13 protein-coding genes are annotated in these 16,251 nt (G+C 70.0%); 8 read left to right on the top strand and 5 right to left on the bottom strand.

Annotated elements, in window-relative coordinates; genetic code table 11:
• Positions 1-34: 34 nt before the first annotated feature.
• On the bottom strand, positions 35-298 hold the full coding sequence (locus tag ABZ725_RS22250) for a hypothetical protein (protein ID WP_351907105.1): 264 nt from the start codon (positions 296-298) through the stop codon (positions 35-37).
• A 125-nt stretch (positions 299-423) separates the two neighbouring features.
• Between ABZ725_RS22250 and ABZ725_RS22255 the strand changes: the two genes are divergently transcribed.
• Entirely contained in the window at positions 424-1,236 is an 813-nt protein-coding gene (locus ABZ725_RS22255) for a rhomboid family intramembrane serine protease (RefSeq protein ID WP_358804326.1), read from the top strand.
• A 1-nt stretch (position 1,237) separates the two neighbouring features.
• Here the strand turns inward: ABZ725_RS22255 and hemE are convergent, their stop codons facing one another.
• Positions 1,238-2,305 carry a uroporphyrinogen decarboxylase gene (hemE, locus tag ABZ725_RS22260; protein ID WP_358804327.1) on the bottom strand — a complete coding sequence of 356 codons (1,068 nt, stop codon included), beginning with the start codon at positions 2,303-2,305 and terminating at the stop codon, positions 1,238-1,240.
• Between the two features lie 252 nt (positions 2,306-2,557).
• Here hemE and ABZ725_RS22265 point away from each other — a divergent pair, with 252 nt between their 5' ends.
• From ABZ725_RS22265 to ABZ725_RS22275, 3 genes are all read left to right on the top strand, one after another.
• A complete protein-coding gene (locus ABZ725_RS22265; RefSeq protein ID WP_358804328.1) occupies positions 2,558-3,226 on the top strand; it encodes a DUF3000 domain-containing protein in 669 nt (222 codons plus the stop codon).
• A 242-nt stretch (positions 3,227-3,468) separates the two neighbouring features.
• The gene (locus ABZ725_RS22270; RefSeq protein ID WP_351907096.1) at positions 3,469-4,128 is read left to right on the top strand and encodes a response regulator transcription factor; all 660 of its coding nucleotides are present in this window, start codon (positions 3,469-3,471) and stop codon (positions 4,126-4,128) included.
• 259 nt (positions 4,129-4,387) lie between these two features.
• Positions 4,388-5,680, top strand: a complete 1,293-nt coding sequence (locus ABZ725_RS22275) for a ribonuclease D (protein WP_358804329.1) — start codon at positions 4,388-4,390, stop codon at positions 5,678-5,680.
• Positions 5,681-5,729: 49 nt separating this feature from the next.
• Here ABZ725_RS22275 and ABZ725_RS22280 read toward each other — a convergent pair whose 3' ends face one another.
• Genes ABZ725_RS22280 through ABZ725_RS22290 form a run of 3 tightly spaced genes read right to left on the bottom strand, consistent with a single transcriptional unit; the run spans position 5,730 to position 8,895 of the window.
• Positions 5,730-6,560 (bottom strand): carbohydrate ABC transporter permease, encoded by an 831-nt coding sequence (locus ABZ725_RS22280; protein ID WP_358804330.1) that lies wholly within the window; start codon positions 6,558-6,560, stop codon positions 5,730-5,732.
• Positions 6,557-7,576, bottom strand: coding sequence for a sugar ABC transporter permease (locus tag ABZ725_RS22285; protein WP_358804331.1), 1,020 nt, complete (start codon positions 7,574-7,576; stop codon positions 6,557-6,559). Before ABZ725_RS22285 ends, ABZ725_RS22280 begins: the two co-directional genes overlap by 4 nt.
• A complete protein-coding gene (locus ABZ725_RS22290) occupies positions 7,573-8,895 on the bottom strand; it encodes an ABC transporter substrate-binding protein (protein ID WP_351907088.1) in 1,323 nt (440 codons plus the stop codon). Before ABZ725_RS22290 ends, ABZ725_RS22285 begins: the two co-directional genes overlap by 4 nt.
• A gap of 209 nt (positions 8,896-9,104) precedes the next feature.
• Here ABZ725_RS22290 and ABZ725_RS22295 point away from each other — a divergent pair, with 209 nt between their 5' ends.
• The 4 genes from ABZ725_RS22295 to ABZ725_RS22310 all read left to right on the top strand — a co-directional run bounded on the left by ABZ725_RS22295 (position 9,105) and on the right by ABZ725_RS22310 (position 16,236).
• Positions 9,105-11,498, top strand: a complete 2,394-nt coding sequence (locus ABZ725_RS22295; protein WP_358804332.1) for a glycoside hydrolase family 2 protein — start codon at positions 9,105-9,107, stop codon at positions 11,496-11,498.
• Positions 11,495-12,532 (top strand): LacI family DNA-binding transcriptional regulator, encoded by a 1,038-nt coding sequence (locus ABZ725_RS22300; protein ID WP_358804333.1) that lies wholly within the window; start codon positions 11,495-11,497, stop codon positions 12,530-12,532. Before ABZ725_RS22295 ends, ABZ725_RS22300 begins: the two co-directional genes overlap by 4 nt.
• Positions 12,533-12,886: 354 nt before the next feature.
• The gene (locus ABZ725_RS22305) at positions 12,887-14,107 is read left to right on the top strand and encodes an acetyl-CoA C-acyltransferase (RefSeq protein WP_358804334.1); all 1,221 of its coding nucleotides are present in this window, start codon (positions 12,887-12,889) and stop codon (positions 14,105-14,107) included.
• Positions 14,104-16,236: a 3-hydroxyacyl-CoA dehydrogenase NAD-binding domain-containing protein gene (locus tag ABZ725_RS22310; RefSeq protein WP_358804335.1), complete on the top strand. Its 2,133-nt coding sequence runs from the start codon at positions 14,104-14,106 to the stop codon at positions 16,234-16,236. Before ABZ725_RS22305 ends, ABZ725_RS22310 begins: the two co-directional genes overlap by 4 nt.
• Positions 16,237-16,251: the final 15 nt, after the last annotated feature.

Here is a 16,251-nt window from a genome sequence, read left to right on the forward strand (position 1 = left end):
CCGGCCGCGGTCGGCCCGCGCCCCGTAACGTTCCTCAACCGGTTCCGCTCAACCTCGGCAGAGCGGAAACAGCGGCAGGCTGTTCCACCGGCTTCGCATGCGCCGCGGCCGCCGGCCGCGACCGCAACCGGTTACTGACAGCCTCGTCCAAGGTCACCGGTCGCTGCATCTGCGCGGCGAGCCGCCCGGCCTCCTGGCCGAGTCGCGCCACGTCCTCCCAGGGCAGCCGGACCACGAGCGAGATTTCGGCCTCGCCGTCGGGTGTGGCGTGCATGGGAGGGGTAACTCGGTCGTTCATCGCCTGTTCCTCACGTCGTCCCCGCGACCCGCCTTCCTCGTGCCGCGAGCGGTTGCCGGTTCATACGCACTCGTGGTGAGCCGTGTTCACCGGTTCGTCGAACGGATCGGGGGCAGTACTTCCTTGTGGTCATCCCCGTCCATGACGTGAACCCGGTGCGCCGTACGCCCGTGGTGACGTACGCGCTGATCGCCGCGAACGTCTTCGTGTTCTGGTTCATGCCCGGCCTGTCCGGCTCCGTGGCGGGCGACAGCAGCCTGGCCCAGACGTGCCATCTGCACGCCTTCCTGGAGCACTACGCGGCCGTCCCGCGCGAGTTGATCCACCATCAGCTGCCGCAGCTCGTCCCCACCGGCGACCTGAGCGGCGCGGGGTGTGCGCTGGGCCCGCCGGGCTACGACAAGTCGCCGGCGCTGAGCGTCCTCACCGCGATGTTCCTGCACGGCGGCTGGCTGCATCTGCTGGGCAACATGCTGTTTCTGCTGATTTTCGGAAACAACATCGAGGACCGCATGGGGCACGTCCGCTTCGCGCTCTTCTACGTCGTCTGCGGCTACGCGGCGTCCTACGGTTTCGCGCTGCTCAACGCCGACTCGACCGACCCGCTGATCGGCGCGTCGGGGGCGATCGCGGGGGTGCTCGGCGCCTATCTGGTGCTGTATCCGAAGGCCAGGGTGTGGGTGCTGGTCCCGTTCCTGGTGTTTCTGCCGCTGCGGCTGCCGGCCTGGATGGTGCTGGGTTTCTGGTTCGTGCTGCAGGCGGTGTACTCGTCGGGCGAGGGCGTGTCCGGGGCGGGCACCGTGGCGTACGCGGCGCACATCGTCGGCTTCCTCGCGGGGATGCTGCTCGCCTGGCCGCTCAAGCCGGGCACGCCCCCGCCGCCGGAGCCGCGCGGCCTGCTGTTCGGCAGACGGGCGCGCCCCCGGCACACCTGGTGACTCAGCGGGCGGTCCGGGTGTGGACGTAGTCCACGAGCCGGGTCAGCGCGTCCGGGTCGGTGGACGGCATGACGCCGTGGCCGAGGTTGAAGACGTGGCCCTCCAGGCCGACGGCCGCGTCCAGGACCTCGCGGGTCTTGGCCTCGACGGCCTCGGTGCCGGCGAACAGGACGGTCGGGTCGAGGTTGCCCTGGAGCGCCTTGCCGGGACCGACCCGGCGCACGGCCTCGTCGAGCGGGACGCGCCAGTCGACGCCGACGACGTCAGCGCCCGCGTCGCCCATGAGCTTCAGCAGCTCGCCGGTGCCCACGCCGAAGTGGATGCGCGGGACGCCGTAGCCCTCGACCGCGCGGAAGACCTTCGCGGAGGCGGGCAGCACCGAGCGGGTGTAGTCGGCGGGGGCGAGCGCGCCGGCCCAGGAGTCGAAGAGCTGGACGGCGCTCGCGCCCGCCTCGATCTGCACCTTCAGGAAGGCGGCCGTGATCTCCGCGAGGCGGTCGAGCAGGTCGGCCCAGAGCTCGGGGTCGCCGTACATCATCGCCTTGGCGTTCTCGTACGTGCGCGACGGACCGCCCTCGACGAGGTAGCTCGCGAGGGTGAAAGGCGCGCCCGCGAAGCCGATCAGGGGGGTGGCGCCGAGCTCGGCCGTCAGCAGGCCGATGGCCTCGGTGACGTAGGAGACGTCCTCGGGGGTGAGGTCGCGCAGCTGGGCGAGGTCGGCGCGGGTGCGGATCGGGCGCTCGACGACCGGGCCGACGCCCGGCTTGATGTCGAGGTCGATGCCGATGGCCTTGAGCGGGACGACGATGTCGCTGAAGTAGATCGCCGCGTCCACGTTGTGCCGGCGCACGGGCTGGAGGGTGATCTCGGTGACCAGCTCGGGCCGCATGCAGGAGTCGAGCATCGCGATGCCCTCGCGGACCTTGCGGTACTCCGGCAGCGAACGCCCCGCCTGCCGCATGAACCACACCGGCGTGTGCGGCACGGGCTCACGCCTGCACGCCTTCAGGAAGGCACTGTCGTACGTCGCTGTCGGCTGCCGGCCCGCCGGGCTCTCGTTCGCGCTCACGACGGCAAGTCTCCCACGGCGCCGAAGCCCGCGAGGCCGCCCCCTGCCGCCACGCTTCCTTCCCTCGCTCCGTCGTCTTCGGCGTTCCCGCCGTCGTCCCGCCGTCGTCTTTCTGCGGTCCTTCTGTCGTCCTTCCGTGGTCTTTCGGGCGGCGTGGTCCGTGCGCCTGTTCGCCCAGCGCGCACCTGTCCGCGGGCCCCGCACGGGTGTCTTGCCCTGCGCGAAGCCCCCGTTCCCCTTAATCTTCCCCGCATGGCTGCGGCTCAGGGACGACTGTCGGACGGCGCTGGCGGGATGGATGACGCGAACGAGGGGGACCGGGATGGGGGCACGTCGGCACCATTGCCTTTCCGGGCCGCGGTCGACGCGCTGAGGGCGGCCCGGCTGCGGCCGCAGATCGAGGTCGAGCCGACACCGGCCCCGAAGCGGCTCGCCCCGTTCGCGTACGCACTGGAGGCGACGGTCGTGGACGGCGATCAGGACCTGGCCGACGGCCGGCTGGTGCTGCTGCACGACCCCGACGGGCACGACGCCTGGCGCGGAACGTTCCGCCTGGTGACCCTGGTCCGGGCCGAGCTGGAGCCCGAGATGGCCGCGGACCCGCTGCTGCCGGACGTGTGCTGGTCGTGGCTGACCGGCGCGCTCCAGGCGCGCGGACTGGCCTACGGCGAGCCGAGCGGGACCGTCACGCGCGCGAGTTCGCACTACTTCGGCGGGCTCGCGGAGCGCCCGGCGGCCTCGCAGATCGAGATCCGGGCCTCCTGGACACCGCGCGAGGGCCTGGGCGGGGTGCCGGACACCGGGGCACATCTGGCCTCCTGGTGCGATCTGCTGGCACAGGTGGCGGGGCTGCCGCCGGCCGGACCGGGGGACGCGTCGGTGGTGACGCTGCCACAGCGCAGGGGACCGCAGTCACGTTGACCATCTCTTTGTCGATACGGCCATTTTCGATCCCGTAAGACACCCACTTAAACCGACTCGATCTTCGGATGATCGATCAAGTGTCCGAATTGAACGGATTGTTACTCACTAGATCGTGATCATTCTCTAAAGGACGCCGGGTTCGCTGCCGAAGACGACTGTGACCTTGAAAGCACGGTTCGTCCCGGCTTCCTCCCCACAAGCCCCACGAGCCGGCTCCCGTCCCCCACCCAGGAGGCCTGGTGTCCGTTCTCCTCGAGCAGCCCGCAAGCCTGGTCGCCTACCGCCCGAACAAGCCCACCGCCATGGTGGTCGTGGCCGACCCGCGCGTCCGCTCCACCGTCACCCGCCACCTGTGGGCGCTCGGTGTGCGCGACGTCATCGAGGCCTCGTCCATCGCGGAGGCTCGTCCCCGCATCGGCAACCCCCGCGACATCTGCGTCGCCGACGTCCACCTGCCCGACGGCTCCGGCCTCACCCTGCTGTCGGAGACCCGCGCCGCGGGCTGGCCCAACGGGCTCGCCCTCTCCGCCGCCGACGACATCGGCGCCGTGCGCAACGCCCTCGCGGGCGGCGTCAAGGGCTACGTCGTCACCGGCACCCGCACCAACGTCGGGCTCCCCACCCGGCCCGGTGCCGCCCCCATCGGCTCTGCCGCCCGCATGCACCGCCGCCCCCCGGGTGCCCCGAGTCACCCGGGCGGCTACCGCGAGCTCTCCGGCCGTGAGGTCGAGGTGCTGCGACTGGTCGCGGAGGGACAGTCGAACAAGGCGATCGGCGTCTCGATGGGTCTGTCCGCGCTGACCGTCAAGAGCCACCTCGCCCGCATCGCCCGCAAGCTCGGCACGGGCGACCGGGCCGGCATGGTCGCGGTGGCCCTGCGGACCGGCATCATCCACTGACAGCCCACTCCTGAGATTCCCCTGAGATTCCCCTGGGTGCCTCCTGGGGGTCTCCCAGGACCCGTCCCGGCCCCCTCCCGTCCCCTTCCTGTTCCGACCTGTCCCCACCTGTCCCTGCCCGTCCCCGCCCGGTTTCCGCCCGGTTTCCGCCAGGCCCGTTCCCCGTCGTTCACCGACCTGACTGGTTTACGACCCTCTGACGCCCGTCGACGGAACGTTCCGTCGGCGGGTGCCGTCGATACACGGATACCCTTGACAGGTGACCGACGCCCAAGAAACCGCAGCAGCCAGTTCACTGCGAACCACCGGAGGCGCCCCTCCGGACGACGGCGGATCTACTGCTTCCGGGGCGCCGACACCTCTCCTCGAACCGCGCGAGGGCATTCCTCCCGTGATCGCCGACGAGGCCTCCCTCGCCGAGGTCATCGCCGCGTTCGCCGCGGGCTCCGGCCCCGTTGCGGTCGACGCCGAGCGCGCCTCCGGCTACCGCTACGGACAGCGCGCCTATCTCGTGCAGCTGCGCCGCGAGGGCGCCGGCAGCGCGCTGATCGACCCGGTGGCCTGTCCCGACCTCTCCGCGCTCGGCGAGGCGCTGTCCGGTGTGGAGTGGGTGCTGCACGCGGCCACCCAGGACCTGCCGTGTCTGCGCGAGATAGGCATGACGCCGACGCGGCTGTTCGACACCGAGCTGGCCGGACGGCTCGCCGGGTTCCCGCGGGTCGGCCTCGGCGCGATGGTCGAGGGCGTGCTGGGCTTCGTCCTCGAGAAGGGCCACTCCGCGGTCGACTGGTCGACCCGGCCGCTGCCCGAACCATGGCTGCGGTACGCGGCCCTCGACGTCGAGCTCCTGATCGACCTGCGCGACGCGCTGGAGAAGGAGCTGGACCGGCAGGGCAAGCTGGAATGGGCCCACCAGGAGTTCGACGCGATCGCGTCCGCCCCGCCGCCCGAGCCCCGCAAGGACCCCTGGCGTCGCACGTCAGGCATGCACAAGGTGCGTCGGCGTCGGCAGCTGGGCGTGGTGCGGGAGCTGTGGCAGACACGGGACCGGATCGCGCAGCGACGGGACGTGTCCCCGGGCAAGGTGCTGTCGGACGCGGCCATCGTGGAGGCCGCGCTCGCCCTGCCGACGACCGTGAGCGCGCTGGCCGCGCTGAACGGCTTCGGGCATCGGATGGGACGGCGGCAGCTGGAGCAGTGGCAGGCCGCGGTCGACCGGGCCAAGGCGTTGAGCGAGTCGCAGCTGCCGCAGCCGGGGCAGCCGGTGGCGGGGCCGCCGCCGCCGCGGGCCTGGGCCGACAAGGACCCGGCGGCGGCGGCGCGGCTCAGCGCGGCGAGGACTGCCGTCTCGGCGTTGGCCGAGGAGCTGAACATGCCCCAGGAGAACCTCATCGCGCCGGACGCGGTGCGCAGAGTCTGCTGGGAGCCGCCGAAGCCGCTGGACGAGACGGCCGTCGCGAGCGCGCTCACGGGGAACGGGGCTCGGCCCTGGCAGGTGGAGCAGGTGACGCCCGTGCTCGTCGCCGCGCTGTCCTCCGATGAGGGTGCCTAGCGTCGCCCCGTCTCCCCTGAAGCAGAAGCAGAAGCAGAAGTGAAAGCGGTTACCTCGTCGCTCCTCTCATGAAACCGTTGTAGATGTATTTCTGGAGGGCCAGGAAGACGATCAGTGTCGGCAGGATGACCAGGACAGCTCCTGCCGAGATCGTTTCCCAGTGGGCGGCATAGGGGCCCTTGAAGCGGAACAGCGACGTCGAGATCACGCCAAGATCTTGAGAGGGCATGTAGAGGAACGGGATGTAGAAATCGTTGTAGACGGCGATCCCCTTCACGATCACTACCGTCGCGATCGCCGGTTTCAGCAACGGAAAGATGATCTTTCGGTAGATCGTGAAGGCGTTCGCCCCGTCGAGCCGGGCCGCCTCGTCCAGTGAGATCGGGATCGAGCGCACGAACTGCAGGAAAATGTAGATCGAGACGATGTCCGTTCCCGTGTAGAGGGCGATCGGGGCCCAGCGGGTGTCGAACATGCCGAGGCTGTGGACGATCTGGAAGGTCGCCACCTGGGTGGTGACGCCCGGTACCAGGGCGGCCAGCAGAAACAGGGCGATCACCAGTTTCCGGAACCGGAAGGTGAACCGGTCGATCGCGTACGCGGTCATCGAGCCGATGAGGACCGTGCCGCCGACGGAGGCGACGAGGATGAAAGCGGTGTTGCCGAACGCCGTGAGCATTCCGCCGTCCTGGAACGCCGTCACGTAGTTGTGGAAGTTGAGTGGATCGCGCGGGAGCGTGAGCGCCCCGCTGCCGTTCGCCGTCTCGTTCTCGGTCTTCAGGGACGTCAGGAGTACGACGCCCAGCGGGAGCAGGACGATCAGCGTCGCGGCGATCAGGGACAGGTACACGAGGGTGCGGGCAACGGCTCGGCGTGTCATACGAGGTCCACGTGGTCGTCGGGGACGAGGCGTCGCTGCACCCAGGTCACCAGCAGGATGATCAGCAGCAGCACGACGGCCGCGGCCGAGGCGAGCCCCGTCTTGTTGAACTGGAACGCCAGCTTCACGGTCTGGATCACGAACGTCTCGGTGCCGGTCGCCCCGCCGGTCATGATGTACGGGATCTCGAAGGCCGAGAGGGAACCCGAGACGGACAGGATCACCGTGAGGGTCAGCACCGGCTTGATGCCGGGCAGGATGATGTAGCGGAACTGGTGCCATCGGCCGGCGCCGTCCAGTTCGGCCGCCTCGTACAGCTCGCCCGGGATGGACTGGATCGCCCCGAGGAACAGGACGAAGTTCATGCCGAGGTAGCGCCAGATCGAGACGCCCGCGAGGGAGACGTTCGCCGAGGCCGGGGTACCCAGCCAGGCGTGGTCGGTGTGGTAGCCGAAGAATCCGAGCACTGTGTCGAGGGTGCCGCCGTCCTGGAAGAAGTAGAGGAAGACGAAACCGATGGCGACGCCGTTGACCAGGGACGGGAAGAAGAGCACGCCCTTGAAGAAATTCCGGAAACGGACGGTGAAACTCAGGATCGTCGCGAAGTAGAGCGCGGCGACGATCTGGACCACCGAGGCGGCCAGGTAGTAACCGCTCACCCAGAACACCTGGAAGAGGTCCTCCCTGGTGAAGATCTCCGTGTAGTTCTCCGCGCCCGTGTAGTGCAGTTCGGGGCTCACGCCGTCCCAGTCGGTGAAGCTGTAGGCGACCATGTTGGCGATCGGCGCGTAGGTGAAGGTGATCAGCAGGGCGAGCGGGGCGAGCAGGAACAGCCAGGGGGTCAGCAGCCGCCAGGTGCGCGCCCGACGCGGGGCCGGTGTCCGGGCGGCACGCTTCGAGAGCGGCGCCGCGTCCTCGAAGGCCGGCCCCTCGGCGGCCGCTCCCTCGGTGGCTGCTCCCTCAGTGGCCGCCCTCCCGGTGCGGCGGCCCGGGGGGTGCGTGTCCGCGTGCGTCATCCGTCGCTCACGTTCGCCTGCGTCTCGGTCCACTTCTTGCCGAGGTCGCCGAGGAAGTCGTCCAGGCTGCCCTTCTTGGCGCCGCGCGCGAGGTCGACCAGGTCCTGGCGGTACTCGGGCTTGTAGATGCCGACCTCGGACTCGTCGTCGATCAGCTTGACCTTCGCGCCCGCCGAGTCGTCCAGCTCGATGAGCTTGACGCCCGCCTCCTCGTACGGCTTCAGCACCTCGGGCATGGCCGCGTCCTTGAGCGGGGAGATGGCGAGATTGTCCTTGTCGTAACCGGACTTGTCGGTGAACCAGTCGATCCAGGCGCGGGCCGCCTCCTTGTGCGGGGAGTGGACGTTGACGGCCTGGTTGTAGTCGGGGCCCACGGTCGCGCAGAACGCGCCGTCCGGCTGGGCGGGAAACGGCATGAAACCGATGTCGTCAGGATTCACGCCGGCCTTCTTCGCGGCGTCCTGGAACTGGATGATCGCCCAGGTGCCGAGCCACTGCGTGGCGATCTCGCCCTTGGCCGTACGGGGCTTGGACTCCTCCCAGTTGCTGGTCGTCGGGTCCTTCTCGGCGAGGCCCTGCTCGACGATGTCGTGCAGCAGCGTGTCGCCGACCCGCAGGTCGGAGCCCTCGGCCCAGGGATCGCCGTCGGCGAGTTTCGTGGTCGCCTGCGGATCGCAGTGGACCGCGCCGTTGACGTACGTCCACGAGGTCAGCGGCCACTGGGCGGCGAAGTTGGTGTAGTAGGGGATGGCGTCGGTCTTCGCCTTGATCGCCTTCAGGTCGGCGAGGAATTCGGCCGGGGTGGCGGGCCATCGGGTGACTCCGGCGTCCTTCCAGACCCGTTTGTTGTAGACGAAGCCGGGCATCACGCCGACCGGGCTCTGGCCATAGACCTTGCCGTCGACGGCGGTGAAGTCGGTGAAGCGGTATTTCTTGCTGCGTTCGGCCGCGGTGCCGAGCGAGGCGAAGAACTTCGGGTAGTCGTCCTTCTTGATCACTGCGGGGATCAGCAGGACGTCGCCGTAGTCGTCCGTGTTCATCCGGATCTTTATCTCGGCCTCGTAGTTGGTGAGGGCCTGGAACTCCACTTCGACCTTGGGATAGGTCTTGTTGAACTCGGCTGCGTACTTTTTCATCGTGCCGTCCTGCACGAGGTCGGTCCGCACGGTGAGGACCGTGATGGTTCCGCTGACCTGCGACGGATCGTCGGGCGCCTTGGCATCGGCGCCCTTGGCACTGCCTCCGGTGCCGGTGCAGCCCGGGAGCAGCAGGGCGGCTCCCGCGACCGTGGCGAGGAGCCGGACTGTACGGCGGTTCATGTGCATCACTTCCGTTCTCGGGACGGACGAGCACGAGCGGGTCGGTCGAACGCGTACGGGGTGCACGAGCGGGGTGTGCCGGCGCGGTGCACGAGTGGGTTGGCTGATTCGGCACTCTGACAGCGCTTTCTCAACCGGTAAAGTCCCATTCCCGCCAACGATGCAGAAGTGGCGCTCGGTTATGGGCTTGACCGGTTTAGGGAGTGCGCATGCTGGAGGCCTCACCGCTCGACGACGGATGGAACCTGCGGCACGAGGGAAAGGCGCTCCCGGCCGTGGTGCCGGGCTGTGTGCACACCGATCTGCTCGCCGCCGACGTGATCGAGGACCCGTTCCTCGGGCAGGGCGAGAGCGAGGTCGCGTGGGTGGGGCGGCGCGAGTGGACGTACGAGACGGAGCTGCGAGCCGTGCCGACCGGGCATGAGCAGAGCGATCTGGTGTTCGACGGACTCGACACGGTCGCGGAGATCACGCTGAACGGCCAACTCCTGGGTCGGGTACGGAACATGCACCGCTCGCACCGGTTCGACGTGACGGGGCTCGACGGGCCGTTGACCGTCCGGTTCGTCTCCGCTTACGCGGAGGCGGAGGCCGTGCGGGGGAAGGTCGGCGATCGCCCGTCCGCCTACGCCGAGCCGTACCAGTACGTGCGCAAGATGGCCTGCTCGTTCGGCTGGGACTGGGGGCCCACCCTGGTGACGGCCGGGATCTGGCGGCCGGTGCGGGTGGAGCGCTGGTCGACGGCGCGGCTGGCCCGGGTACGCCCGCTGGTGACCGTCGAGCAGGGCGTCGGGGTCGTCGAGTTGCGGGTGGACGTGGAGCGGACCCGGGTGGAGGCGGGGCTCACCCTGGAGGCCCGGGTCGGGGGACGCCGGGCCCGGGCGGAGATCACCGGCACAGCGGGCGTCGTAAGGGTGGAGGTGCCGGACGCGCGGCGCTGGTGGCCCCGGGGTTACGGCGAACAGCCGTTGTACGACGTCGAGTTGACCTTGCACCACGGGAGTGCGCCGCTCGATGTCTGGCGGCGGCGCATCGGTTTCCGCACGGTGGAGCTGGATACCTCCGCGGACGCCCATGGAACCGGTTTCACCCTGGTCGTCAACGGGGAGCGGCTCTTCGCGCGGGGCGTGAACTGGATCCCGGACGACGTGTTTCCGTCCCGGGTGACCCTGGAGCGTTACCGGAAGCGGTTACGACAGGCGGCCGACGCCGGGGTCGACCTGGTCCGGGTCTGGGGCGGCGGCATCTACGAGAGCGAGGACTTCTACGACGCCTGTGACGAGCTGGGTCTGCTGGTGTGGCAGGACTTTCCGTTCGCGTGCGCGGCGTACCCCGAGGAGCAGCCGCTGCGGGGCGAGGTGGAGGCGGAGGCCCGCGAGAACGTCGTCCGGCTGATGCCGCATCCGTCGCTCGTGCTGTGGAACGGGAACAACGAGAACCTGTGGGGGTTCCGGGACTGGGGGTGGGAGGAACGGCTCGACGGGGACTCCTGGGGCGAGGGGTACTACCTGGGCGTGCTGCCGCGGGTCGTCGGCGAGTTGGATCCGACGCGGCCGTACACGGCGGGGAGTCCGTGGTCGGGGTCGTGGGAGCACCACCCGAACGACCCGGCGCACGGCACGCACCACTCGTGGGAGGTGTGGAACCGGGCCGACTACCCCGAGTACCGCGGCGAAGTGCCGCGGTTCGTCGCCGAGTTCGGCTGGCAGGCGCCGCCGGCCCACGCGACGCTGCGGCGGGCGCTGCCCGGCGAGGAGCTCGCGGCCGACTCACCCGGCATGCTGCACCACCAGAAGGCGGAGGACGGCAACGGCAAGCTCGAGCGCGGACTCGCCCGCCACTTCGCGGTGCCGGACGGCGACTTCGATCGATGGCACTACCTCACGCAGGTCAACCAGGCGCGGGCGGTGGCGACCGGGATCGAGCACTGGCGGTCGCACTGGCCGGTGTGTGCGGGCACGATCGTCTGGCAGCTCAACGACTGCTGGCCGGTGACCTCCTGGTCGGCGATCGACGGGGACGGGCGGGAGAAACCGCTTTACCACGAATTGCGGCGGCTCTATGCGGATCGGTTGCTCACACTTCACGTGCGCGACGGGGGGCTGGTGTTGGCGGCCGTCAACCAGTCCGCCGAGCGGTGGACGGGCACGGTGACGCTGCGGCGGGTGTCCGTGGCGGGGGATGTGGTCGGCGCCGGGAGCGTGCAACTGGCGGTCGGCGCACGGGCGGTGGGCGAGGTGGCGGTGCCGGCGGAGCTGGAGCCGGCCGGAGCGAAGGAGTTCCTGGTGGCCGACGCAACGGGGTCTCCTCACTCCGGGGAAGGGCTGCGGGCCGTGCACTTTCCGGTGCCGGACCGTGAGATCCCGTATCCGTGGCCCGAGTTCGAGGTGGCGGTGACGCCGGGGGCGGTCACGGTCACGGCCCGCACCCTCGTCCGGGATCTGCTGCTCCAGGCCGATCGGCTGGACCCGGGGGCGCGGGCCGACCGGGGGCTCGTGACGCTGCTTCCCGGGGAACGGGTGACCATCGGGGTCGAGGGCTGGGAGACTCCGGATGCCGCCGCCGCTCGGGCCGCGCTGTACTGCCAGGAGCCCGCTCGATGACAGCGTCCCCGTCGCCTCGCGTCACGATCAAGGACGTCGCCGCGCGCGCCGGGGTGTCCAAGGGGGCCGTGTCGCTCGCCTTCAACCACAAGCCGGGGCTGTCGGAGGCGACCCGGGACCGGATCTTCGCCGCGGCGCGGGAGTTGGGCTGGGAACCGAACCTCACGGCCCGGTCGCTGTCGAGCTCGCGGGTGGACGTGGTGGGGCTGGCGATCTGCCGGCCGGCCCGGATGCTGGGCCTGGAACCGTTCTACATGGAGTTCGTCTCCGGGGTGGAGAGCGTGCTGACCGAGCACTCCTGCTCACTGCTGTTGCGCCTGGTGCGCAATGTCGAGGAGGAGGCGGGGCTGCAGGAGTCGTGGTGGCGGGGCCGGCAGATCGGAGGGGCGATCCTGGTCGACTTCCGGGCCGACGATCCCCGGGTGGCGGCGGCCGAGCGGCTCGGGATGCCGGTGGTCGCGGTCGGACATCCCTCGCTGACCGGCAGCCTGACGTCCGTCTGGACGGACGACGCGACGGCGGTGACGGAGGCCGTGCGCTATCTCGCGGCACTCGGGCATCGGCGCATCGCGCGGGTGGGCGGCGCCGCGGCGCTCGGACACACGGTGATGCGGACGGCCGCCTTCGACGCGGCGGCCCGGAGTCTGGGGCTGGCCGGTGCGTGGCAGGTCGCCACCGACTACTCGGGTGAGGCGGGGGCGCGGGCGACCCGATCGATGCTGACCGCCGCCCCGCCGGACCGACCGACGGCAATCGTTTACGACAACGACATCATGGCGGTGGCCGGGCTGGCGGTCGCGGCCGAGATGGGGCTCGGGGTGCCGGGCGACGTCTCTCTCCTCGCCTGGGACGACTCCCAGCTGTGCCGGCTCACCCATCCGACGCTCTCCGCGATGAGCCACGATGTACACGGTTTCGGCGCGGAGGCGGCGCGGACGCTGTTCGGGGTGATCACGGGCGACGGTCCGGGATCGCATCCTGTGCCTACGCCGGTGCTCACGCCGAGGGGGTCGACGGCGCCACCGCGGGCCTGAAGCCCCGCTCACACCGCCGGCCCCGCCCACACCGCCGGCCCCCGCCCACACCGCCGGCCCCGCTCACACCGCTGGCGCTGCCGACGCCTCTGACATCGCCGACGCCGCCCGACCTGCCGTGGGCAGGCGCCGCCCGGGCCCGTGGCCCCCGCTCGCACGCGGCCGCAAACAGGGAAACAGGTGCGCGACCGGCAGCGCCGGGGTCTTTCCGGGCTCGCTCGGGTGTGTGACGTTCGCCGCTCCGCCCGGCAGGGGTGTGCAGCAACGTTACCCACAAGTAGCATGAGCCCTGAGCGCGCGCTCAGCGCTTGCGTGTCGCAGCAGTGCCATCCCGCACCCTGGAGGAGAGCCATCGTGCCTCGTACCGTCAGGGACGTCGTCTTCGTAGACGGCGTCCGTACCCCGTTCGGCAAGGCGGGCCCGAAGGGCATCTACCACGAGACCCGCGCCGACGACCTCGTCGTGAAGGCGATCCGGGAGCTGCTGCGCCGCAACCCCGGTCTCGACCCGAAGAAGATCGACGAGGTCGCCATCGCCGCGACCACGCAGATCGGCGACCAGGGCCTGACCATCGGCCGCACCGCCGGCATCCTGGCCGGTCTGCCGACCTCCGTGCCCGGTTACTCCATCGACCGCATGTGCGCGGGCGCCCTGACGGCCGTCACCACGGTCGCCGGCTCCGTCGCCTTCGGCGCGTACGACATCGCCATCGCCGGCGGCGTCGAGCACATGGGCCGGCACCCGATGGGCGAGGGCGTGGACCCGAACCCGCGGTTCGTCAGCGAGAAGCTGGTCGACGAGTCCGCCCTGTTCATGGGCATGACCGCCGAGAACCTGCACGACCGCTACCCGCAGATCACCAAGCAGCGCGCCGACGAATACGCCGTGCGCTCGCAGGAGAAGGCCGCCAAGGCGTACGCCAACGGCAAGATCCAGGCCGACCTGGTACCGGTTTCCGTCCGCCGCACCAACCCGGAGGTCGGTGAGACGGGCTGGGGCCTGGTCACCGCCGACGAGCCGATGCGCCCGGGAACCACGCTGGAGAACCTTTCCGGTCTCAAGACCCCGTTCCGCGTCCACGGCCGGGTCACCGCCGGTAACGCGGCCGGTCTGAACGACGGCGCGACCGCTTCCCTCATCGCGTCCGAGGACTTCGCGCGCGAGCACAACCTGCCGGTCAAGATGCGCCTCGTCGCGTACTCGTTCGCGGGCGTCGAGCCGGAGGTCATGGGTTACGGCCCGATCCCGGCCACCGAGAAGGCGCTGGCCCAGGCGGGCCTGTCCATCTCCGACATCGGTCTCTTCGAGATCAATGAGGCTTTCGCCGTCCAGGTCCTGGCCTTCCTCGACCACTACGGCATCGCGGACGACGACGAGCGCGTCAACCAGTACGGCGGCGCGATCGCCTTCGGTCACCCGCTGGCCTCCTCCGGCGTCCGGCTGATGACGCAGCTGGCCCGCCAGTTCGAGGAGCAGCCGCACGTCCGCTACGGCCTGACCACCATGTGCGTCGGCTTCGGCATGGGCGCCACGGTCATCTGGGAGAACCCGCACTTCGACGGAGGCGACAAGTGAGCACCACCACCGCTGAGCTTCTGAAGGGCGCGGCCGAGCTGTTCCCGGGCGAGGTCGTCACGCACGCGCACGTGCGTCATCTGGATCTGCCGTTCGGCGCGGGGCGCTTCGCCCTGATCACGCTCGACAACGGTTTCGACCACACCAAGCCGACCACCTTCGGGCCGCAGTCCCTCGCGCATCTCGACGCCGCGATCGACCAGGTCGAGAAGGAGGCCGCGGCCGGTGAGATCGTCGGTGTCGGCGTCACCGGCAAGCCGTTCATCTTCGCGGTCGGCGCGGACCTCAAGGGCGTCGAGCTGCTCAAGGAGCACACGGACGCGCTCGCCATCGGCAAGGGCGGCCACGAGGTCTTCAAGCGCCTGGCGGGCCTCGCGGTCCCGACCTTCGCGTACTACAACGGCGCCGCGATGGGCGGCGGCGTCGAGGTCGGTCTGCACTGCGCGTACCGCACCGTCTCGAAGGCGCTTCCCGCGTTCTCCCTCCCCGAGGTCTTCCTCGGCCTGGTCCCCGGCTGGGGCGGCTGCACGATCCTGCCGAACCTGATCGGCGCCGACAAGGCCGTCTCGGTGATCATCGAGAACAGTCTGAACCAGAACAAGCAGCTGAAGGGGCAGCAGGTCTTCGATCTCGGGATCGCCGATGCGCTCTTCGAGGGCGCGGACTTCCTGGAGCAGTCGCTGATCTGGACCGCGAACGTCCTCAAGGGCGAGATCGTGGTCGAGCGTCCGGTGATCGACCGCGGTGAGGCCTGGGACCAGGCCGTCGCCCGCGGCCGGTTCGTCGCCGACAGCAAGGTGCACGGGGCGGCCCCGGCCGCTTACCGCGCGCTGGACATCATCGCCGCCGCGAAGAACGGCGACCTGCAGCAGGGCTACGACGCCGAGGACGTCGCGCTCGCCGACCTGATCATGGGTGGCGAACTGCGCGCCGGCATCTACGCGTTCAACCTGGTGCAGAAGCGCGGCAAGCGCCCGGCCGGCGCCCCGGACAAGAGCCTGGCCCGTCCGGTCACCAAGGTCGGCGTCGTGGGCGCGGGCCTGATGGCCTCGCAGCTCGCCCTGCTGTTCCTGCGCCGCCTCGAGGTGCCGGTCGTGCTGACCGACATCGACCAGGAGCGCGTCGACAAGGGTGTCGGCTACGTCCACGCCGAGATCGAGAAGCTGCTCGGCAAGGGCCGTATCAACCAGGACAAGGCCAACCGCCTCAAGGCCCTGGTGAGCGGTGTCCTGGACAAGGCCGAGGGCTTCGCCGACGCGGACTTCATCATCGAGGCCGTGTTCGAGGAGATCGGCGTCAAGCAGCAGGTGTTCGCGGAGGTCGAGGCGGTCGCCCCGGCGCACGCGATCCTCGCGACGAACACCTCCTCGCTGTCGGTCTCCGAGATGGCGTCGAAGCTGAAGAACCCCGAGCGGGTCGTGGGCTTCCACTTCTTCAACCCGGTCGCGATCCTGCCGCTCCTCGAGATCGTGCGCGGCGAGCAGACCGACGACGCCTCGCTGGCCACGGCCTTCGCCGTCGCCAAGAAGCTGAAGAAGACCGCGGTTCTGGTCAAGGACGCCCCGGCGTTCGTCGTGAACCGTATTCTGACGCGTTTCATGGGCGAGGTGCAGAACGTCATCGACGAGGGCACCCCGGTCGAGGTGGCGGAAAAGGCGGTGGAACCGCTCGGCCTGCCGATGTCCCCGCTGGTGCTCCTCGAGCTGGTCGGCCCCGCGATCGGTCTGCATGTCTCGGAAACCCTCAACCGGGCGTTCCCGGACCGTTTCACGGTCTCCCCGAACCTCGCGGCCGTCGTCAAGGCGGGCAAGCGCGGCTTCTACGTCTACGACAGCGGGAAGCCCGAGCTCGACCCCGAGGTCTCCGCGCTTCTGGAGCAGGGCGACTCGGTCCTGACCGAGGAGCAGGTGCGGGCGCGCGTCCTGGACGCGGTGGCGCAGGAGATCGGGCTCATGCTCGACGAGGGTGTCGTCGCCGAGGCGCAGGACATCGACCTCTGCCTGATCACGGGCGCCGGCTGGCCCTTCCACCTGGGCGGCATCACGCCGTACCTGGACCGCGAGGGCGTCTCCGAGCGCGTGAACGGCAAGAAGTTCCTGGCGCCGGGCCTGGCGTCGGTTCCGGCGTAACCGCCGGGTAGGGAC

It is taken from the genome of Streptomyces sp. NPDC006872, assembly GCF_040635845.1.
Taxonomy (GTDB): domain Bacteria; phylum Actinomycetota; class Actinomycetes; order Streptomycetales; family Streptomycetaceae; genus Streptomyces.